General features: G+C 42.2%; 22 protein-coding genes. 11 read left to right on the forward strand and 11 right to left on the reverse strand.

Going from position 1 to position 21,239, the window contains the following annotated elements; genetic code table 11:
- The first annotated feature begins 106 nt into the window (after positions 1-106).
- Entirely contained in the window at positions 107-1,180 is a 1,074-nt protein-coding gene (locus tag OQ279_RS14545) for a branched-chain amino acid aminotransferase (protein WP_266070733.1), read from the forward strand.
- Here OQ279_RS14545 and OQ279_RS14550 read toward each other — a convergent pair.
- Entirely contained in the window at positions 1,177-2,196 is a 1,020-nt protein-coding gene (locus OQ279_RS14550) for a Gmad2 immunoglobulin-like domain-containing protein (protein ID WP_266070734.1), read from the reverse strand. The genes OQ279_RS14545 and OQ279_RS14550 overlap by 4 nt on opposite strands.
- 164 nt (positions 2,197-2,360) lie before the next feature.
- Positions 2,361-2,744 (reverse strand): pyrophosphohydrolase domain-containing protein, encoded by a 384-nt coding sequence (locus OQ279_RS14555; RefSeq protein ID WP_266070735.1) that lies wholly within the window; start codon positions 2,742-2,744, stop codon positions 2,361-2,363.
- A gap of 50 nt (positions 2,745-2,794) precedes the next feature.
- Between OQ279_RS14555 and OQ279_RS14560 the strand changes: the two genes are divergently transcribed.
- Complete coding sequence (locus OQ279_RS14560) at positions 2,795-2,983, forward strand: hypothetical protein (protein WP_266070770.1); 189 nt, start codon at positions 2,795-2,797, stop codon at positions 2,981-2,983.
- 64 nt (positions 2,984-3,047) lie between these two features.
- Here the strand turns inward: OQ279_RS14560 and OQ279_RS14565 are convergent, their stop codons facing one another.
- Positions 3,048-5,087, reverse strand: a complete 2,040-nt coding sequence (locus OQ279_RS14565; protein ID WP_266070736.1) for a dipeptidyl-peptidase 3 family protein — start codon at positions 5,085-5,087, stop codon at positions 3,048-3,050.
- Positions 5,088-5,250: 163 nt separating this feature from the next.
- On the opposite strand from OQ279_RS14565, the gene OQ279_RS14570 reads away from it, so the two are divergent.
- Positions 5,251-6,279, forward strand: a complete 1,029-nt coding sequence (locus OQ279_RS14570; RefSeq protein WP_266070737.1) for an SRPBCC family protein — start codon at positions 5,251-5,253, stop codon at positions 6,277-6,279.
- The gene (gene crcB / locus OQ279_RS14575; protein WP_266070738.1) at positions 6,279-6,647 is read left to right on the forward strand and encodes a fluoride efflux transporter CrcB; all 369 of its coding nucleotides are present in this window, start codon (positions 6,279-6,281) and stop codon (positions 6,645-6,647) included. Before OQ279_RS14570 ends, crcB begins: the two co-directional genes overlap by 1 nt.
- Here the strand turns inward: crcB and OQ279_RS14580 are convergent.
- The 4 genes from OQ279_RS14580 to OQ279_RS14595 form a co-directional block, all read right to left on the reverse strand.
- Positions 6,644-7,240 carry a DUF1684 domain-containing protein gene (locus OQ279_RS14580; protein ID WP_266070739.1) on the reverse strand — a complete coding sequence of 199 codons (597 nt, stop codon included), beginning with the start codon at positions 7,238-7,240 and terminating at the stop codon, positions 6,644-6,646. The two genes, crcB and OQ279_RS14580, sit on opposite strands and share 4 nt — an antisense overlap.
- Positions 7,237-8,649, reverse strand: coding sequence for a hypothetical protein (locus OQ279_RS14585; protein ID WP_266070740.1), 1,413 nt, complete (start codon positions 8,647-8,649; stop codon positions 7,237-7,239). The genes OQ279_RS14580 and OQ279_RS14585 overlap by 4 nt, the downstream gene beginning before the upstream one ends.
- 110 nt (positions 8,650-8,759) lie before the next feature.
- The gene (locus OQ279_RS14590; RefSeq protein WP_029035283.1) at positions 8,760-8,951 is read right to left on the reverse strand and encodes a cold-shock protein; all 192 of its coding nucleotides are present in this window, start codon (positions 8,949-8,951) and stop codon (positions 8,760-8,762) included.
- Positions 8,952-9,026: 75 nt separating this feature from the next.
- On the reverse strand, positions 9,027-9,641 hold the full coding sequence (locus OQ279_RS14595) for a MarC family protein (RefSeq protein WP_266070741.1): 615 nt from the start codon (positions 9,639-9,641) through the stop codon (positions 9,027-9,029).
- 180 nt (positions 9,642-9,821) lie between these two features.
- Between OQ279_RS14595 and OQ279_RS14600 the strand changes: the two genes are divergently transcribed.
- From OQ279_RS14600 to OQ279_RS14615, 4 genes are read left to right on the forward strand one after another with little or no spacing between them, the layout of a single operon-like run.
- Positions 9,822-10,418: a DNA polymerase ligase N-terminal domain-containing protein gene (locus OQ279_RS14600; RefSeq protein WP_266070742.1), complete on the forward strand. Its 597-nt coding sequence runs from the start codon at positions 9,822-9,824 to the stop codon at positions 10,416-10,418.
- Positions 10,419-11,243, forward strand: coding sequence for a non-homologous end-joining DNA ligase (gene ligD, locus OQ279_RS14605; protein ID WP_266070743.1), 825 nt, complete (start codon positions 10,419-10,421; stop codon positions 11,241-11,243).
- Positions 11,244-11,255: 12 nt separating this feature from the next.
- Complete coding sequence (locus tag OQ279_RS17965; RefSeq protein WP_370866533.1) at positions 11,256-11,684, forward strand: YkvA family protein; 429 nt, start codon at positions 11,256-11,258, stop codon at positions 11,682-11,684.
- Positions 11,685-11,695: 11 nt separating this feature from the next.
- Complete coding sequence (locus tag OQ279_RS14615; RefSeq protein WP_266070744.1) at positions 11,696-12,172, forward strand: hypothetical protein; 477 nt, start codon at positions 11,696-11,698, stop codon at positions 12,170-12,172.
- Between the two features lie 384 nt (positions 12,173-12,556).
- On the opposite strand, the gene OQ279_RS14620 is transcribed toward OQ279_RS14615, so the two are convergent.
- Entirely contained in the window at positions 12,557-15,988 is a 3,432-nt protein-coding gene (locus tag OQ279_RS14620) for a methylmalonyl-CoA mutase family protein (protein ID WP_266070745.1), read from the reverse strand.
- Positions 15,989-16,129: 141 nt separating this feature from the next.
- Here OQ279_RS14620 and purU point away from each other — a divergent pair, with 141 nt between their 5' ends.
- From purU to OQ279_RS14635, 3 genes are all read left to right on the forward strand, one after another.
- Positions 16,130-16,981, forward strand: coding sequence for a formyltetrahydrofolate deformylase (purU, locus tag OQ279_RS14625; RefSeq protein ID WP_266070747.1), 852 nt, complete (start codon positions 16,130-16,132; stop codon positions 16,979-16,981).
- Positions 16,982-17,045: 64 nt separating this feature from the next.
- On the forward strand, positions 17,046-17,750 hold the full coding sequence (locus OQ279_RS14630) for a DUF4197 domain-containing protein (RefSeq protein WP_266070748.1): 705 nt from the start codon (positions 17,046-17,048) through the stop codon (positions 17,748-17,750).
- 408 nt (positions 17,751-18,158) lie between these two features.
- The gene (locus tag OQ279_RS14635) at positions 18,159-18,344 is read left to right on the forward strand and encodes a Lacal_2735 family protein (protein WP_266070749.1); all 186 of its coding nucleotides are present in this window, start codon (positions 18,159-18,161) and stop codon (positions 18,342-18,344) included.
- Here OQ279_RS14635 and OQ279_RS14640 read toward each other — a convergent pair.
- The 3 genes from OQ279_RS14640 to prfA are packed head-to-tail and all read right to left on the reverse strand — an operon-like array spanning position 18,326 to position 21,121.
- Positions 18,326-19,123, reverse strand: coding sequence for an ABC transporter substrate-binding protein (locus OQ279_RS14640; RefSeq protein ID WP_266070750.1), 798 nt, complete (start codon positions 19,121-19,123; stop codon positions 18,326-18,328). The two genes, OQ279_RS14635 and OQ279_RS14640, sit on opposite strands and share 19 nt — an antisense overlap.
- 59 nt (positions 19,124-19,182) lie before the next feature.
- Positions 19,183-19,992 (reverse strand): orotidine-5'-phosphate decarboxylase, encoded by an 810-nt coding sequence (pyrF, locus tag OQ279_RS14645; protein WP_266070751.1) that lies wholly within the window; start codon positions 19,990-19,992, stop codon positions 19,183-19,185.
- 52 nt (positions 19,993-20,044) lie between these two features.
- The gene (prfA, locus tag OQ279_RS14650) at positions 20,045-21,121 is read right to left on the reverse strand and encodes a peptide chain release factor 1 (RefSeq protein WP_266070752.1); all 1,077 of its coding nucleotides are present in this window, start codon (positions 21,119-21,121) and stop codon (positions 20,045-20,047) included.
- Positions 21,122-21,239 lie beyond the last annotated feature (118 nt).

A 21,239-nucleotide genomic window follows, 5' to 3' on the forward strand; every position in this document is an offset into this window, starting at 1 on the left:
TGTGTTCCTGTTAAAGGTTTGTAAATTTCAAATTAAAATAAAATTAGTTAAAACACATCTTTAGAACCTGTATTTATTTCGGTAAATTTGCTTCAAATAGATATCCATGAAAAATACACCTCTCGCAATCGATGTAATTGAAACTAAAACTTCAAATATCGATTCGGTTGATTTTGATAACCTGGTCTTCGGAAATGTATTTGCAGATCATATGATGGAATGCGATTATCACGACGGTCAATGGCAAAATCCCACGATAAAACCTTATGGTCCCATTCAGCTGGATCCTTCAGCTAAAGTCTTCCATTACGGGCAGGCTATTTTTGAGGGAATGAAAGCCTTTAAAGATGATGACGACCAGGTGTGGCTATTTCGTCCTGTCGCCAATATTGAGCGTTTTAATAAATCTTCGCAAAGACTTGCGATCCCAGAATTTCCACAAGATGTCTTTCTTGAAGGTCTTGAAGCCCTTCTAAATTTAGATCGTGACTGGATCAAAAAAGGCTTCGGAAATTCCCTTTATATAAGGCCTTTCGTAATTGCTACTGAAAAAGGGGTTTCGGCCTCTCCTTCAAAATCTTATAAATTCATGATCATCTGTTCTCCTGCCAAGTCTTATTACAGCGGGGAAGTAAGGGTGTTCTTTGCAGATAAATTTAGCCGTGCTGCCGATGGTGGTGTGGGATATGCCAAAGCGGCCGGAAATTACGGAGCGCAATTTTATCCTACCAATCTTGCCAAAGAGGAAGGCTACCAGCAAATCGTATGGACCGATGCCAATTCTCACGAATATTTGGAAGAAGCCGGTACCATGAACATTTTCTTCAGGGTTGGAGACAAACTTATTACGGCTCCTACAAGTGATCGTATCCTTGACGGGGTAACCCGAAAAAGTGTGCTCACCCTTGCCGAAGAGTTAGGAATTGAAGCAGAAGTAAGACGTATTAAAGTTTCTGAAATTGTAGAAGCTGCCGAAAAAGGTGAACTCAAGGAGATCTTTGGATCGGGTACCGCCGCAACCATTAACCCCGTAAGAGGTTTTGGAAACAAAGGCAAAAAATATGAACTGCCACAATTGGAAGATTCTTATGCTTCACTTTTAAAACAGAAGTTAATGGAAATACAGTACAACAAAGCCGAAGATAAATTTGGCTGGAGATATGCTGTCAAAAAGAATTAATTAAATACTACCGGAATCCGAAGCATCCTGTCATGCTCCGGTTTTCCTGAAGCATTCGCGCGGCTAAAGATCAAATAGCCGCGCTTTTCTTTTGTCTTAAATTCAAACTGCCCGCTAAACGGCACCCAATCTTCGGTCATCCAGTCCCCTTTTGCTTCAAGATAACTTTCGGCCAGTACTTTCCCGCTTTCGGTCACCAGTTTTACCGGCGCATTCGCTTCAAAAAACCAGGTGCCTCTTGCCCTACCTTCTATTTGCAGCGGCGAAGTCACAGTAGCGTTTCTTTCGGGTACTTCAGGCTTAATTAAATTCCCAATCTCTTCGCGTTCCCGGTTGGGATCAATAAAATGTAAACTCTCTAAAATGGTATTTAAGGCTGCCCTTTTTTCTTCGGAAACCTTTCCGTAGAACTTCATGGCATCCCCTCCTAAAGGATCACATTGATCCATAGTTATTTTTTCACCGGTGTTACTGCTGAAGCATTCTGCTCTAAAATCATTTACCTCATAAAAAACATAGATGGTTCCATACTCATTCCAGCCCGGTGGTGGCGAATTAAAGCTGATACTTATTGCCCACGGCTCCCCACTTTCCAGCAAATAGGCGTAGGAATCGTTTTTATTGATGTTGAACGACAAAGGCAGGTTCCCTTCCCAAACTTTTAATGATTTACGCGGCCCACCAGGTGCATCGACACCAAAACCCTGCGGTAACAAGATTATATAGGCCATAGAGGCATCATTATGAATACCAAACGGCGGTTCCTTCTCAATTTCGCCATCGTAGAGATTAATTACAGGCGACTCCCCCGGAAGTTGCCCTTCAAAAACCTCAAATCCCTGCGGAATTTCTGCTGAAAAATGCCATTTTTGGGAGGTGTAGGTTTGCTGCTTCGGGTTTTGCTCCTCCTGTACAGTTTCCTCTCCTGACGTAGACGCCTGCACCTCTTCACCTCCCCCGGAATTACGACAGGACATAAAGACAAGGCTTATAAAAATGAAATATATTGCTCTCATTTTTATAAGATACTAAAATTTCAAAATATGAAAAAGGATGGCAAGTTACCTGTTGCCGGCTCTCGTTTTTCTTCTGCCTTTTTTAATATTACGATCTACCTGATCAACTGGGGAAATTACTGGTCGAAGCGAGGTGTCAAAAATGGCATATTAGACCTACAATTCTAACCCAGAATTTTCTCAAAGTTCGGCCTGAAATAATTTGGTCCTTTAAGCACCTTTCCGTCTTCTCTGTAAATCGGTTTCCCATCTTCGCCAAGTTTGCTCATATTGCTGCGCTGTATCTCATCAAAAACTTCAGAAATTTTGTGCTGCAGGCCGTGCTCTAAAATCGTACCGCACAAAATGTACAACATATCGCCCAGGGCATCTGCAATTTCTGGCAGGTCACCATTTTTTGCTGCTTCCAGGTATTCCTCGTTCTCCTCCTTCATCAATTCGTATCGCAACTGTGTTTTTCCGTCTTCGAGCCTGGCTATGGGCTGTTGTTTCACTCCCAAACCAAAAGCTTCATGAAACTCCTGTACTGCTTTTAAGCTTTTTTTCATCCTAATACTTTAAATTCGCATAAAATTAGAAAAATTAAGGCCCTATGGAAATGTTTAGCACAGGACAATGGATTTTTGCCGCATTGTTCTTTGTGGCCTTTGTGGGAGTGATCATCTTCAGCTATCGAAAAGACATCAAACTGCACCGCAAATACTATAAAGGCACAATCTTCATCTTACTTGGGTTTATTGCTTTTATCCTGCTCCTGTTTGTTCTTAAAAGCTTTTTAAAAGGATAAAATTCAGCATAAAAAAACCGCCACTCTTTGCAGAATGGCGGCTTATATTAATTTGGTGCTCTAACTAGTTTTCCAGAGGAAGTACATCAAATTCTTCTGAATACTTAAGCATTTGCTCTTCAAAAGAAGTTGGCTGTACCACTTTAATAGCTGTAATCTCACCATTATCATCTGTCTCAGGAACAAGAATAGGATTCACAAATCCGCTATAAGCAGCAGATTTGAACTGTGCATTTCTTTCAAGAACTTCGGTGTGAATATCCTGATCTACTTTTACACCGTAGTTCTCTACAAGGTCTTTTGCCGCCTGGTAATCTCCTTCAGATTTAATTCTTTGGGTCTCTTTTAGCAGTTGACCGAAAAGATCACGAAGTGCAGCGTAATCTGTAATGTTGAAATAGGTTTTTCCATCTCTGGTTACCTTCTCAATAATGCCTTTTTCCTGGCCTTTTTCAAACACCCATGCACTCACCCACTGGCGGTTTCTCATGTGTGCTTCTTCAATATCGGCTCCCGGCTCCAGGCGGATAAGCTGTGTCATTAATCCGTTTCTAATGTACCCGTCGTAAGCAGCTTTCCCTACTTTTTCATAATCATCAACCAAACCGAATTCTTCCAGTTTTGGATCCATAAGGTAGTAAAGACCTACAAGGTCGGCACGTCCTTCTTCCAAAGTAGAAGCATAGCTCTTTAAGGTTTCTTTGGTTTCTCCAACTCCAGGATTAAGTTGCCCTGAAGCATGACCTACCACTTCGTGAAGTGCGGTATGAAGCTTATCGGCAAGTTGCCCGTATTCTTTTTCAAGAGCGATCTCTTCCTCGTCGTGAGCAAATTCTTCAAGCCTGCCAGTGCTGCCGGCATTGTTGTAGGAGTTGATGATATTTCCAAGAGAGACAGATTTACTACCGTGCTCTTTTCTTATCCAGTTAGAGTTAGGAAGGTTTACACCAATAGGAGTAGCCGGCGAAGCATCTCCTGCCTCTCCTGCAACGATCACTGTTTTGTAAGTAACTCCTACCACAGAATCTTTCTTGTGCTCTTCCATCAAAGGTGCATTGTCTTCAAACCACTGCACGTTTTCTTCAAGCACCTGCATCTTCTTGCTCATATCAAAATCTTTGATCTGCACAATAGTTTCATAAGAACCTGTGTAACCAAGCGGGTCGTTATAAACTTCGATAAAACTGTTGATGTAGTCAATATTTCCTTCGGTAGCTTCAACCCAGGCGATATTGTAGTCATCCCAGGTTTGAAGATCTCCGGTTGTGTAATACTTTATTAACAGCCCAAGTGCATCTGCTTGCTGCTGATTTTCGGCAACTCCTTTTGCCTTTTCCAACCAGAAGATGATCTTGTCTATTGCAGGGCCATACATGCCGCCACTCTTGTAAACTTTTTCAACGATTTGCCCGTTTTCCTTTACAAGTTTTGAATTAAGACCAAACGCCAAAGGTCTGTTTGGGTTTGGGGATTTTTTGTTGGCATAGAACTGCTCAACATCTTTTGCAGTGATGCCTTCACCATAAAAGTTAACCGCAGAACCTTCAACCAAACCTTTAGATTCATCAAGGTTCACCTTTTTAGCGTCTTTATCATTAAAGATCACTTCATACGCCTCTCCTGTAAGCTGAGTGTTGGTCTCGCTAAGAAGGGTATCAAAATATTCTTTGCTGAATTCAGGTTTCAGCTTGTCCATTGAGTAATGGTGGTGAATCCCATTAGAGAACCACACCCTCTTAAGGTAGGTTTCAAAATTCTTCCAGTCATCGGTAGTTTTATCTCCTTCGTAACTGGCGTAGATATTTTCAAGGGCTTCCCTTATTTTAAGATTGTGTTTATAGTTCTGGTCCCAAATAATATCTCTTCCGCTAAGACCGGCCTGTACAAGGTAATACACCAGTTTTTGCTCCTTTAGGCTAAGATCTTCCCAGCCGGGAATCTGGTACCGCAAGATCTTGATATCTGCAAATTCATCTACCTGATAATCAAAATCATCGGTTTGATCAACTTCTCCCACAGCTGCAGGATTTTCCATCTTGGAATCTGCGCAGGAAAAAAGAATTGTTGCCGCAAAAAACAGCATCAAATAAGCTTTAATTTTCATTTTTAAGAGTTTAATTATTAAAAGTGTCGGAGAAACTTTCAGGAAGGAAAGCAGTATAAATTTCCAACCTGCAAGACTTTCACCATTAGTTAACAAATGTAAGAATTAACATTTTCAAATTATTTATATTAGCATAATAAATACTATAAACCCGCCTCACATCATGAAGATCTTAAAGTACCTTCTTTTCCTGCTGTTAATCCTCTTTATCGCAGGCTCCATATACATTGCCACTCAAGATGGCCAATACAAAGTTGAGACCAGCAAGCTCATTAATGCGCCTGCGCCAATGCTATTTCGCGAGGTAGCCGATTTTTCGAACTGGAAATCCTGGGAAGCCTGGACCCAAATTGAAGGAATGGATCTCAATGTTGCCGGAGCGACTTCTGAAAAAGACACAGTTATTTCATGGCAGGCAGAGGCCATAAGAGATGGACGTATAGTAACGACAGCAGCAATCCCCTATTCAAATATTGAACAAATACTGAAGACTCAAACCATAATTGGTGAAGCCGAAGGTAAAATCACCTGGACCTTCACTCCCGAAGATGAAGGCACACGGGTCACCTGGAAGCTGGAAGGCAATCAAAGCTTTAAGGAAAAACTGGCTTTTACCGTGCAGGATGAAGAACTCGCCGAAGTTTTTCTTCCCATCTTTGAACAGAGTATTGAGAACCTGGAACAGCACGTCACCAGAAAGATGGAGGCCTATTCCATTAATGTAGACGGGGTGACCGAACATGGTGGAGGATATTATATGTACACCACTACCGCCTCACGCATGGGTGAGGTTAATACCCGTGCAGCCAGTATGATTGAACAGGTGAAACTGTACATGAACCAGAACAACATTTCAATAAGCGGGCAGCCTCTTATTATTTATAATCAGCGGGATGACCGCAATGGAACTACGATATTTTCTGCCGGCGTTCCTACCCCAAGCCAGGTGATTACTCCTGCCGGAAGTGAGATCCTCAATGGCTATCTCGAGCCTCAAAAAGTGGTTAAAACCACTCTTAATGGGCATCACAAGAATGCTTCCGAAGCCTGGGAGCGCACTTACCGTTATATTGAAGAAAACGGTTTAATTGTAAATGCACAAGGCCAACCTTTTGAGATGCTGATTACCGACCCTACTAAAATTGACAATCCGGCGCTCTGGGTCACAGAAATTTATATTCCGGTAGAATAATGAAACAGGTGCTACTGGTTTTTCTTGGCGGGGGATTTGGCAGTGCCCTTCGATTTCTAATTTCAAAAAACCTCAACTCAGTTTCTTCCATCCCGCTGGGCACGCTGCTGGTTAATTTCTTCGGAAGTCTTTTGATAGGGTTCATATTAGGATTGGGAATGAAACAGGAGGCCATTTCCCCTAACACAACTTTGCTGCTCGCCACCGGATTCTGTGGCGGGTTCACCACCTTTTCGGCATTTAGCTTTGAAAACCAGGCTTTGCTGAAAGCAGGAGATTACATCAACTTTGGGATATATTCTGCCGGAAGTATCTTCCTGGGAATTGCTGCCGTTTTAATCGGAATCTGGTTATCTAAACTGAGCTAGTGCTCCTTGTACTTCTTCACCCCTGCGGTTACAGGTATTCCCAGCTTGTTTTCGGCTGGCGGAATGGGACAGGAATAGCCACCGCTATAAGCACAATACGGATTGTAAGCTTTATTGAAATCCAGCTGAACCACCTTGGTGGCAGGGATCGTTAAATCAAGATACCTTCCTCCTCCATAAGTAGTCACTCCGTTAGTAGGATCTGTAAAAGGCAAAAACAGGTAGTCTTTGTATTCTTCAGTTTGTGAGAGTGCCAGGCTCTGGTAAACATTCAGTTTAAATTCTTTTCCTTTAAGAGTAAAATACAATTCGCCATACTTCACATACATCTTCTTTTTTTCAGAAGTAGTGGGCATAGCAAAAGGAACTTCCTGAGAAGTTCTCAAAAATTCAGCTTCAACCCTGAAGTCGGGATCAAACGGAAAAAAATCCAGAGCTTCAAAACTTTCCCGATCCTTTTCTGACAAAGGAGAAGTAGCCGCATCTTTAAATTCTGAATTGATCTCTTCCTGAAATGCAATAAATGCAGAGTCCTGCTGCCCAATGGCCACACCCGGGAACAACAGAAACAGAAAAATGCCTAAAAACCTCATTTTTGAGACTCTTCTTTAGAATCATAAAATTTCGAGGCGCCCAGGTAATTTTCAATGATCTGATTGTATTCAGGGGTTAGGCGTAAGCCCAAAGTTCCTTCAATGTTGTATAATCCCTGCATGTCTTTATAACCGTGCTTCAGCATTTCTTCAAGGTAGAAGTAGGCTGTGGAGAAATCATTGTCCTGCGCGCTTAGAGAAATGATATTTTTATAGGCGCCAAAGGCTTTGGGATCAAAAATGGTCTGAATCATATTCGTTATGAGTTCACTCTCCAGAGGCACACGAGAATTATTCATGTCCTGGCGTTTAAGATGAATATATTCTTTTATAAAATCTTTTAACCGAAGTGCCATTTTTGCCTCCCCATCTTTTCTTTGGGCGAGGGAATCCAACTGATTTTTCTGATAATTCCACCAGCCAAGATTTTCAAAATTTGCGGTGCGAATATCATCTTCCAGGTAATAAACAAAATCATCCAGCAGTCTCGATTCTTTTTGAAGAATGCTTACTTGCTGGCGTTTTTGCTGGTCGTAATTCCGGGAACGCAACAACTGGTCCTGTTTTGACCTTATTTCGGCCATATTCACCAGCTTATCGTACTTTTCTTCCATCACCTCCAGAAGAACTTCGGCATTTATAAGTTGATTTTGGCTCATTAGCCTGTTTACGCGGGAAAGATCGTTACGGTACAACTGTTCAATGAGCTGATTATCTAAAGGGCGATTCCCTTCGCGCATAGCTTCAAGCGTAAGAGAGCCCACCGCACTGGAAATGATCTCTGGAACAGGCCAGTCTTCCCCTCCGGAATAAGTATAGATCTGTGTGGGAAACCTGAGTTGGGAAAGAGCAGCTGCAGTGCTATTCATTGCCCGACCCGAAAATTGTTCATCTCCTACTATTCCAATAAAGAGGAAATTCTTTTTATTATCAAGCAGGTTAAAATTCACCCAGTGGTCTCCAACTGCCACAACACCAAGAAAATTATCAAAAATAAGAGGCAGCGAACTTGCCACCTTACCGCCGGTCATAGAACCTGCAGCGGCTATTTGCCGGGAATCTAAAGGTAAAATATTCGCGGCTCGTTGTAACAACCTCGCGGCAATAACGGCATTTTCCTTTAATTCATTTTGTTCACTTATATTATTTGAAGAGACAAGGATGTACCCCTGCTCCTCGGCAGTAGACTGGAATAATTGTGCAGCAGCCTTCCCTCTGCCCTCTCCGTCAAACAAGAAAAGTACCGGCCATAATTTGTTATTTTGATACGTTGTGGGAAGATAAAGGGCATAACTTTCCTGGAGGGTGTCAGAGACCTTGAAGTCATCTACGACAATTCCTTTTTTTATCATCAATTCCTGGGCGGATACCTGCAGGCTCAGGAACAAAAAAAAGATAATTCTTTTCATGGAATTAAGGTAATAAAAATTCCAGCATCCACAGATGTATTTTCGGGTAAGGCATAAAAAAAGCCTTACTAAATAGCAAGGCTTAAGAATATAAATATCAAAAATTGAGACTAAGCTTGTCTCACGTTTACTGCATTTACACCTTTTCTACCTTCTTCAAGGTCGAAAGTTACTTCGTCATCCTGTCTAATCTCATCTACAAGACCATTAGCATGTACGAAATACTCATCATTTGACTCTTCGTCCTTAATAAATCCGTAACCTTTTGATTCGTTAAAGAACTTAACTGTACCTTTATTCATTATATAAATTTAAATTGGAGGCGAAGGTACAACTATAAAACCGATAACCTACTAAAAACCAATTTATTATTTATTTTATTCCATAAAGGCGATGTGAATCCCTTCTATCAGCATGTTAACGCCAATAATTGCAATGATAAGACCCATAATTTTCTCTACCACCACAATTTTATTGGCTCCAATATAGCGCACAAGGTATTCACTTGAGAGAAATGCCAGGTGATTTAGCCACATTACCAGCGCAAACATCACCAGGATTATGCCCAATTGCAGGTAGGTGGCGGTAGTAGTAAAGTTCATTGCTGTTACAATAGTACCGGGACCGGCAAGGATAGGAATCCCAAGCGGTGAAATAGATATTTCTTCGTTGAAGTTTATTTCTGTCTGGTTGTCAATACTTGATACCTGCGCGCGAATCATTTCAAAACCTACAAAAAATACCAGGATGCCCCCGGTAATCTTAAAGGCAGGAATGGTAAGCCCGAAAAAATCGAAGATATATTTACCCAGGATTATAAATCCAGAGACAATAACAAAGGCTGTAAAAGTGGCCTTTTTAGAAATTTTCTTTTTGGTAGGCCTATCGGCCTGGCGGGTAAGGCTAAGGAAAATAGGCACATTTCCTACAGGATTATTGATAGCAATAAACCCTGTAAACACCGCAATGGCAAATACCCAAATTCCTTCCATTTAATTAGTTTGGTGCTAAAGATTACACGCGACAAAAGTATCTAAAATAAACTTCATGCAAAAACAACCTTCCATCCATATTCATTTTATTTCAGAATAAGTTTTGAGACTTCTTTAACGAAGGTGCAGAAGCATTTTTTGTACATTTTCCAACCTGCGGGATGTGCAAAAATGAATAGCATGAAAAGTTATAATGAAAAAAGGGATTTCAGCAAGACCGGTGAGCCGCGGGATGTGCCATCTAAGAAGAAAAATGAGCAACCCATATTTGTAATTCAGAAGCACGATGCCACCAACCTTCATTACGACTTTAGGCTGGAAATTGACAACACCCTTAAATCATGGTCGGTACCCAAAGGCCCAAGCACAGATCCTTCAGTAAAGAGAATGGCGATCCCCACCGAAGATCATCCAATTGCCTATGCCGATTTTGAGGGAGTAATCCCAAAAGGAGAATATGGCGGGGGTACGGTAATGATTTGGGACACCGGCACCATTGAGAGCAATAAAAAAGATGAAGATGGTAAGCTTATTTCCCTGGAAGAAAGTTTTAATGCAGGCAGTATTGAGGTCACCCTTCACGGAAAAAAGCTTAAAGGCGGATATAATCTTGTAGAAATGAAAAGCGGAAAGATGAAGGGAAACTGGCTGCTTATGAAGCAGGATGATGCCGAAGCCGATGCCCGCCGCAACCCTGTAAGCACTCAGTCTAAAAGCGTCACTTCAGGAAGGACACTGAAGCAAATAGCACAAGAAGAATCTAAAAATCTGCAGTAAATGACAGTGGCCGGGGTAGAGATTTCAAATTATGACAAGATCATTTTTCCGAAGAAAAAGATCACCAAGGGAGACATGGTGACTTATTATAAAAAAGTGGCCCCTCTCATGCTTCCTTATCTAAAGGACAGGCCATTTACCCTGCACCGATTTCCAAACGGGATTGACAACAACGGATTCTATCAAAAAAGCATTTCAGATTATTTTCCTGGTTTTATAAAGACTATAGAAATTGAAACCGAAGAAGGATCAAACACACAAATTCTTTGCAATGACACCAAAACGCTTGTGTACCTCGCCAACCAGGGCACCGTGGCATTTCATATATGGTTGAGCAAAAAGGACAAATTGCGGCAGCCCGATAAAGTCATCTTTGACCTGGATCCTTCCGATGATGATTTTGAAAAAATAAAGAAAGGGGCTAAGGCACTGCGGGAATTATTAAATGTGAAAGACATAGACCCTTCCCTTATGACCAGCGGGAAAAGCGGCTTACATTTATACTACAAGATAAGAAGAGGAAAAGATTTTGACCAGGTAAAAGCAACTGCCCGCGAAATAGCAGAAGAAGCAGAAAAGCGCCATCCCGAATTATTCACTACGGAAATAAGAAAAGAAAAGCGCGGATCAAAAATTTTTGTAGATTATCTGCGGAATGCATATGCCCAAACCGCTGTATGCCCTTACTCTTTAAGAGCCACTGAAGATGCAGGTGTTGCGACACCAATTGAATGGCGGGAGCTCTCAAAGATTAAAAGTGCTGCGGAATATACCATTGACAATATATTAAGAAGAACCGGACAACTAAACCAAAATAAAAATTAAGATCAAACAATTATGAAAGACATTAGCCCCGAAGAGGCAAATCGCGCTCTTAATGAACAGGCAGAGAAGGTAGAACAAAAGGACCTTAAAAAGGTACTTGCAAAAGAGCAAAAAATTGAAGACAAATTCCGTAACAATGAATCGATGAGCGGATACCTGGCCAAGGCAAAAAGTATGTTTAGCCTTGTTCGGGATTACTGGAACGGCAATTACAGGGAAGTGCCCTGGAAAACTATTGCTGCAGTTGTGGGAGCTTTGCTCTACGTACTCATGCCCCTGGACCTCATCCCCGATTTTATTCCCGTCGCCGGTTTTCTTGATGACGCAGGAGTAATTGCGGCCTGCCTTGCACTGGTAAGTGATGATCTTGTAGACTACGAGAAGTGGAAACTTCACCAGGACAATTCCGCCAGTAACATTGAAGACGAGTCTCCAGCCTAACGCCCTGCGTTGTGAATAAAGACAAACTGGAGCGTATGCCATTGTACCGTAAGGCAATGGAAATTCTTGAAATTGTAGAGCGCATAATACAACTGGTGCCCGAAGAAGACGAATTCACTACTGCGGTAGCCCATAATATGTATACCGATGCTCTACAGCTCGCGCCTAAAATAGCCGGAGCAGAAGGTGTCGACCTCTATGACATAAAGATGGAGAATGCAGCGATCATTCGAAAATGCGCCCGCGAAATATACGTGGGTTGTAATGGGTTTGTCATGGAAGGTTTTAAGGAAGTTGAATATCTGGAAATGCTAAGAGGAGAGGTTGAAGAATTCCGGGTGCTTTTCGCAGAATGGGTAAAGAATTTTGACCAATGGAATTACATAATTGACCGCTGGGGATTATTTAATCCGCCGGGAGTGAATTATGATGATGTAGACCCAGATGACAATATTCCTTTCGATAACCCATTTGACGACGAAGAATAGCGCAAATTTTATTTCTGAAGATTTAAAGAATTATGGAAAGGGGTCTCAAAAATGCCATTTTTGAGACCCCTTTTCAAATCAATCATATCAGGTGAATAACTACTTCTCCTAAAGTTTATCTTGTTATATATCTGCCTACAGAAGTATGGTCTGGAGGACTGGAATTCCTATTATCTAAGGACCATATGAATCCTTCTCCTGTAAAACATACATGGTCCAAAAGAGACCTTGCAGGTTTGGCTGGAAAAAGGGAAGGCAGTTATTGTAGCCCTTTAAAAATAAAAAACTTCTCACAAAAAACCTCACAGGTTTTTAAAACCTGTGAGGTTTGAATATAAATTTTCAAGAGGTTCCCGACGTCGCTGTCGCACATCGGCTCTCTGCTTACATATTTCTCCTGTACTGCCCTCCTACTTCAAATAAAGCTGTAGTGATCTGTCCTAATGAACAAACCTTTGTAGCTTCCATAAGCACCTCAAAAATATTCTCATTCTGAATGGCAGCATTTTTCACCTTTTCAAGGGTTGCATGTTCCAGTTCCTTCTTCGCCTCATGCAGGTCCTGCAATGTTTGGATCTGACTCTGTTTTTCCTCCTCGGTGGCACGGATTACTTCTCCGGGAGTCACAGTTGGGGAACCTGTAGAGCTAAGGAAAGTATTTACTCCAATGATCGGGAAATCTCCATTGTGTTTTAGGGTTTCGTAGTAAAGACTCTCCTCCTGAATTTTACTCCGCTGGTACATGGTTTCCATTGCACCAAGAACGCCGCCTCTTTCGGTGATGCGGTCAAATTCCTGAAGTACTGCTTCTTCCACAAGATCGGTAAGCTCTTCTATTATAAATGCTCCCTGGATTGGATTCTCATTCTTTGTTAACCCCAATTCTTTATTGATGATCAACTGTATAGCCATCGCTCTTCTTACTGAAGCCTCTGTAGGCGTAGTAATAGCTTCATCGTAAGCATTGGTGTGCAAAGAATTACAGTTGTCATAAATAGCATAAAGCGCCTGAAGTGTGGTTCTTATGTCATTAAAATCAATTTCCTGTGCATGCAGTGATCTTCCGGAAGTCTGGATGTGGTACTTCAGCATCTGCGCCCGCGGATTCGCACCGTACTTATACTTCAGGGCTTTTGCCCAGATCTTTCTCGCTACCCTTCCAATCACCGCATATTCGGGATCAACCCCGTTAGAGAAAAAGAACGATAAATTCGGCCCGAATTTATTAATGTCCATTCCCCTGCTCAGGTAATATTCTACATAGGTGAATCCATTGGCAAGCGTTAGGGCGAGCTGCGTAATTGGGTTAGCCCCGGCTTCAGCGATGTGATAACCTGAAATAGAAACTGAATAGAAATTCCGTACATTTTCCTGAATGAAATATTCCTGTACGTCACCCATCAACCTCAAAGCGAATTCTGTTGAAAAGATACAGGTGTTCTGCGCCTGATCTTCCTTCAGGATATCTGCCTGTACAGTTCCCCGCACCTGGCTAAGGGTCCTTTTTTTAATATCTTCATAAACATCTGCCGGCAACACCTGATCTCCGGTAACACCCAATAATATGAGTCCGAGTCCGTCATTTCCTTCCGGGAGTTCGCCTCTGTATTTTGGCTGCCCCATTCCTTTTTCAGCATAGATCTTATCGATCTTTTCCTGCACCTCTTTCTCAAGACCGTTCTCTTTGATGTATTTCTCACACTGCTGATCTATAGCAGCGTTCATAAAGAACCCAAGCAACATTGGCGCAGGACCGTTAATGGTCATACTTACGGAAGTCATAGGGTCGGCAAGATCAAAACCAGAATATAACTTCTTCGCATCATCGAGACAGCAGATTGACACTCCGGCATTCCCTATCTTTCCATAGATATCAGGGCGATGATCAGGATCGTTTCCGTAAAGCGTGACCGAATCAAATGCCGTAGAAAGTCGCTTTGCCGGTAAGCCCATACTCACGTAATGGAAACGGCGGTTGGTACGTTCCGGCGAACCTTCTCCCGCAAACATCCTGGTAGGATCTTCCCCCTGTCTTTTAAAAGGATACAATCCGGCAGTATAAGGGAATTCTCCCGGCACATTTTCCTGCAGGCACCATCTTAAAATGTCACCCCAGGCCTGGTATTTTGGTAATGCAACCTTCGGGATCTGGGTATGGGAAAGGGATTCGGTATGGGTTTCAATTTTAATCTCCTTATCGCGCACCTTAAAGGAGTAGATAGGATCTTTATATTTATTCACTTTTTCATCCCACCCGGTAACGATCTCCCAGTTGTAAGGATCGAGGTCCATTTTAACTTTATCAAACTCTTTCTTCAGTAGGTTTACCAGCTCCTCATTTTCTGAAGTTGTGGCATCCTTCAGCTCATCTTCTTCGAATCCGTATTGATTTAGACCGACCTTAGTTCCGGTTACCGATTCAATGGTTTTATATATTCCGTAGAGCTTTTGAGCAACTTCAGCCTGTGAGGCCGTTTTTTCATCATAGCTGCGGTTATTTTCTGAAATTTCAGAAAGATATCGCGTCCTGTTTGGCGGGATCACAAAGATCTTTTCACTCATTTCCTTTGAGATGTTGAAAGTAGAACTAAACTTACTTCCAACTTTCTCATCGATCCTGTCCATGATCTGCTTGTAAAGCGTGTTCATACCGGGATCGTTGAATTGAGAAGCAATAGTTCCAAAAACAGGAAGACTATCAGGGTTTTCATGCCACAACCCGTGGTTGCGCTGATATTGTTTTTTCACATCGCGAAGGGCGTCTAGAGCACCACGTTTATCGAATTTGTTGATCGCTACAAGATCGGCAAAGTCGAGCATATCGATCTTTTCCAGCTGAGTAGCTGCCCCAAATTCGGGCGTCATCACATAAAGTGAAACATCAGAATGCTCCAGGATCTCTGTATCACTTTGCCCAATTCCCGAAGTTTCCAGAACAATAAGGTCATAACTCGCGGCTTTTAGCACCTCAATGGCTTCAGCAACATATTTTGACAGGGCAAGATTAGATTGACGGGTAGCCAAAGACCTCATATAAACCCGTGGATTGTTGATCGCATTCATCCTGATACGATCTCCTAAAAGGGCTCCGCCAGTCTTCCTTTTTGAAGGGTCTACAGAAATAATCCCAATAGTTTTTTCAGGAAAATCCATAAGGTAGCGCCGCACAAGCTCATCTACCAAAGAAGATTTTCCGGCACCTCCTGTTCCGGTAATTCCCAGCACGGGGATCTCTTTTTCTTTATTTTCAGAATGGATCCTATCAAGAGTTTCTTTGGCAACTTCAGGAAAATTCTCGGCAGCCGAAATCACCCTCGCAATAGCTCCCGGGGTTTTCTTCTCCAACTCTTCTACCTCCCCGTTGAGGCTGTCCCCCAGCGGGTAATCAGATTTTTTCACCAGGTCGTTGATCATTCCCTGCAGCCCAAGTTCGCGGCCATCATCGGGAGAATAGATCCTGGTAATTCCGTATTCTTCAAGCTCTTTGATCTCTTCAGGCAGAATTACACCGCCACCGCCGCCAAAGATCTTGATGTGCCCGGCCCCTTTTTCTTTAAGCAGATCGTGCATATATTTAAAGTATTCGGTATGCCCACCCTGGTAGGAGGTCATGGCAATGGCATTGGCATCTTCCTGGATTGCACAATTCACCACCTCCTCCACACTGCGGTCATGCCCCAGGTGAATTACCTCTACTCCCGTAGACTGGATGATACGGCGCATAATATTTATGGCGGCATCATGCCCGTCAAAGAGCGAAGCTGCGGTTACAATTCTTACTTTATTATTAGGTTTATAAGGAGCTTGTTGTTCCATGTTCAATTTTATGATCTATTTAAGCATGCAATTTACGAAAATTGAAATAGTTGGTAACTAGATTTACAAATAGCACAAAGTCTACCTCGTATTAGTGCAAATGCTATGATTTATCTACTTTTAAAGGCCCAAATATAAGCCATGTCAAGTTTCATACTCTTAATTCATTGCCCCGATAAAGCCGGAATTATTTCAAAGGTCACCTCCTTCATTTTTAATCGTAAAGGAAACATAGTATACATTGATCAATATGTAGATGTAGAAAATTCAATATTTGTAATGAGGCTGGAATGTGAATTTTTAGACGCTACAAATATTGACTCGCTTAAGCAAGCATTTTCTGAAGAACTGGCAGTGCCATATCAAATGTTTTGGCGAATATATTCAGCAGAAGCTAAATTGAGAATGGGCATTTTTGTATCAAAATATGACCATTGCCTTTATGACCTTTTGGGAAGACACAAAGCCGGGGAACTTCCCGTAGATATTCCTTTGATCATTAGCAACCACGAATACTTGCGTTCTACAGCCGAAAAATTTGATATTCCTTTTTATCATGTCCCCATTACCAAAAACAATAAACCCGAAGCTGAAAAAAGACATTTAGAATTGCTGCGACAGGAAAAAATAGACTTTTTTGTTCTGGCCAGATATATGCAAATTATTCCCGATGGGCTTATTGAAGCATATCCAAATCGCATTATCAATATCCACCACTCTTTCCTGCCGGCTTTTGCAGGGGCCAAACCTTATCATTCTGCTTATAAACGCGGAGTAAAAATCATTGGTGCTACTTCACATTACGTCACCGCCCAGTTAGATGAGGGGCCAATTATTGAACAGGATATTACCCGAATTTCTCACACCCATTCTATAAAAGATCTTATCCTCAAAGGCAGGGACCTGGAAAAAGTAGTTCTGGCAAGGGCGATAAAATTACATATTGACCGAAAAACGCTCGTGTACAATAACAAGACCATAGTATTTATATAATTAAGAGTAAAATTCGCCCGGCAAATAGCGGGAATTTTAATAACTATCTTTGAAAAAAATTATCATGAAAAAATTTGTAACCCTTATATTTCTCCCGCTTTTTTTCGGCTGTGCCGAATTACAACAAATAGCCGATTCGCTTCCGCAGGAAGGAACAGGGATTTCTAATGCCGAAGTAGCTGCAGGCCTGCGACAGGCGCTCAATTTTGGGATAGACAAGCAGGTGACCAAACTAACACAGGAAGATGGTTTCTTTAAGAATGAACTGGTGCGCATTGGGCTTCCTCCCGAATTACAAAAAGTAGATCAAACCCTACGCGACATTGGGTTGAGTTCTCTGGCCGATGAAGGTTTACGTGTGCTCAACCGGGCCGCTGAAGATGCGGTACAGGAAGCTACACCTATTTTTGTAGATGCCGTAAAGCAAATCACCTTTACCGATGCTAAAAATATTTTACTGGGAGACGACATTGCTGCAACAACTTACCTGGCCAATAAAACCACAGAGCCTCTCTATTCAAAATTCAACCCTGTGATCACCAATTCCCTTGAAAAAGTGGGAGCCACCCAGGTATGGACAAAAATTATTGAAAGATACAACGCCATTCCGCTTACCAATAACGTCAATCCCGATCTTGCCGATTATGTGACACAACAAGCTCTTCAAGGGGTTTACACCATGATCGCAGTTGAAGAAAAGGAAATAAGGAACGACTTTTCTGCCCGTACCACCAATCTGCTGAAGCGCGTTTTTGCTTTGCAGGACTAGAAAAGACTAAGGTTTAAGGATTAAAGTTTAATCCATTTTAGCTGTACAAAAAGTCTCGATTCTGTTGAAGCATTGCTGTTGCGAGTTGTGGGTTTTTCCTGTTGCAGGTTGCGCGCTGAAAATCTTTAATTACCTAAAGGTTAGAAAGAGGTTCCAAAAATGGCATTTTAAGGAGGAACAGTAATTTAAAATTTACTCCCTATACCTTAAGCATTACTCATTGAAAAATGGGGTTATGAACAGTGAATAATTCCTTTAAACCCTTGTAGAACCTCAACTCTATGAGTCTGCCTTATAACTTTTTAACAAGAGAGACCAGGGTTCAACACAGTTTTACCATTAAGTTAACTTTCAGTTATGAATTCTTCGAAAAACTGCAGGATATCTTTGCAGTATTAATATAAGTATATGTTTCGATTATTTGAACCCAGATCTACGTTGGAAAGGCTTCGTGAGAAGTACTGTTTTCTCATGCGCCGTTCTTTTGAGCTCGCTTTAGTGGATAAGCTGCGAAGTGACATGCTCAATGATAAGGCGTGCAAGATCTTAAAAGAGATCCGTCGTATGGAGCAGAGTCAGGATAAAACAGCCTGAACTTTCCTGAAGTAGGTAAAAGCAGCCTTAAGGCGCGACCCATACCAGCTAAAGTATTCCCCGTCCACAACCTGGATGCAGCCCAACTTCACTTCTTTTTTCAAAGCTTCTACATCTTTCTCTTTAAAAGGAAATGGTTCTGTAGAAAGCAGTACCACCTCCACCTCTCTTTCATCGAGCTGTGCCAGGGATATTTCGGGGTAACGGGAGTCCTCTTCTAAAAAGGCATTTTTGAAGCGGTTAAGTTCCAGCAGGTGATCTATAAAAGTATCTTTCCCTGCCACCATCCACGGATTTTTCCAGATAAAGTACGCCACTTTTCGCTCCGGAAAATCTTTGACGTATTCCTGAAAATCTGCTTTTTCTAGCTCTATCTTTTCAATTATTTCTGAAGCTTTGTCGATCACTTGAAAGATTTCGCCGTATTGCCTGATGAGTTCGAGGGAATCATCTATAGTGTAGATATCTGAAACATGAACGGGAGCGATCTTTTCAAGCTCCGTAACCATTTCTTGGGTGTTTTCTTCCTTATTACAGAGGATGATATCGGGTTGCAGTGCTGCTATGCGGTCAAAATGCACCTGTTTGGTACCCCCAACCACCTTTTTCTGCTTCCTGAGGTCTTCGGGATGCACACAGAATTTTGTTATTCCCAAAATTTGCTGCTCAAGCCCAAGATCAACCAGCAATTCCGTCTGGCTGGGCACCAGGCTCACAATTCGTTGCGGAGTTTCCTTCAGCTCAATTTTTCGGTTTAACTGGTCGTAGAAGGTGTTCATGATCAAAAAATATGAGGTGCCAAAAATGCCATTTTTGACAGGTCTTTCCGAAGAAATTCCTATAAAAATGTTGCCATTTCCTGCTGTAGCTTTTCTGCTTCTGCCGCAGCTGCTTCAGCAAAATCCATTCCTTCCGAAGCATAGATAATAGCACGGGACGCATTTACGAGCAGGCCTACATTACGGTTCATCCCGAATTTACATACTTCTTCCAAACTTCCGCCCTGGGCACCAACTCCCGGCACCAGGAGGAAACTTTCAGGAATAATTTTTCGAATATCCTTTAAAAATTCTGCTTTTGTAGCACCAACCACGTACATGAGATTTTGCCCATTATTCCATTTTTTAGAGGTTTTGATCACTTCTTTATAAAGTTCCTCTCCATTTATGGTTTGTGTCTGAAAATCATAAGCCCCGGCGTTAGAAGTCAGGGCCAGTAAAATGGTGTGTTTATCTTCATAGGCCAAAAATGGCTCTACGGAATCTTTTCCCATGTAAGGGGCCACGGTGACCGAATCAAACTGCAAATCTTCAAAAAAGGCCTTTGCATACATGCCCGAAGTATTGCCAATATCCCCCCTTTTTGCATCGGCAATGGTAAAGATATCGGGGTGATTTTCGTTCAGGTAATTAATGGTTTTTTCCAGTGCTTTCCAGCCCTTTATTCCATGTGCTTCGTAAAAAGCCAGGTTGGGCTTGTAAGCCACAGCCAGGTGATGGGTGGCATCAATAATGGCCTTGTTAAAAGCGAAAACAGGATCTTCTTCTTTTAAAAGATGTTGAGGAATCTTCTCAAGGTCTACATCAAGCCCCACGCATAAAAAGGACTTTTTGAGGCGTATTTGTTCGGTAAGCTGGGAAGTGGTCATTGGCTGGAAATAAAAAAAGCTGCCGGAGTGCGGCAGCTTTTGGAATTATGTTCTAAAAAACGTCGGAATTCTCTTTCAGTTTTTCTGTGTTTTCTACTAGTTGTAATTCGTCGAGGATCTTCTGGATATCTCCGTTGATGATGTTCCCAAGATCGTAAAGGGTAAGACCAATTCGGTGATCGGTTACACGGCCCTGTGCATAATTGTAAGTTCGGATCTTTGCACTCCTGTCTCCGCTGGAAACCATAGAGTTTCTCTTGGCTGCATCGGCTTCCATTTTCTTGGCCAGCTCCTGCTCATAAAGCCTTGACCTCAACACGCGGAATGCCTTTTCCTTGTTCTTATGCTGGGATTTTTGATCCTGGCACTGCGCCACCAATCCTGTAGGGATGTGAGTTAAACGCACCGCGGAATAAGTGGTGTTCACCGACTGCCCACCTGGTCCTGAAGAACAGAAATAGTCAATTCGCACCTCTTTTGGATCGATCTCCACATCAAATTCTTCGGCTTCTGGTAATACCATAACCGTAGCGGCAGAGGTATGTACCCGCCCCTGGGTTTCAGTTTGCGGTACCCGTTGCACACGGTGTACCCCGGCTTCAAATTTTAATGTTCCGTAGACATCTTCGCCGGTCACGTCAAAAATGATTTCTTTGAATCCGCCGCTGGTACCCTCGCTAAAATCAACAATCTGGTGTTTCCAGCCTTTGCTTTCAATATATTTGGTGTACATGCGATAAAGGTCTCCTGCAAAAATACTGGCCTCGTCCCCACCTGTACCGGCACGAATCTCCATCACCACGTTCTTGGCGTCTTCGGGATCTTTTGGCACAAGCATCATCCTTATCTTCTCCTCCATTCCGGGAATCTGCTCTTTGGCTTCTTCGAGTTGAAGTTTGGCCATATCTGTCATCTCGGGATCACTGCCATCGGCGATGATCTCTTCGGCCTCTTTTTTATTCTCGATAAGGCTCACGTACTCGGCGCGAACGTCCATCAATTTCTTTAACTCCTTGTACTCTTTATTTAGCTCTATATAGCGCTTTTGATCGGCAATCACGTCGGGCTGAATGATCAGGTCATTCACCTCGTCAAAACGCTGCTTCACAATATTCAATTTCTCGATCATAACATCTCCTTAAAGCAGCAAATTTACGATAAATCTGTCGGATTTCTGAAAAGGATTTGTGCTGGAGATAAAAATTATTCAGCAAGGACATGTTCGATATTGCGAAGATATTTCTCGC

Source organism: Salinimicrobium profundisediminis, assembly GCF_026241755.1.
Classification (GTDB): domain Bacteria; phylum Bacteroidota; class Bacteroidia; order Flavobacteriales; family Flavobacteriaceae; genus Salinimicrobium; species Salinimicrobium profundisediminis.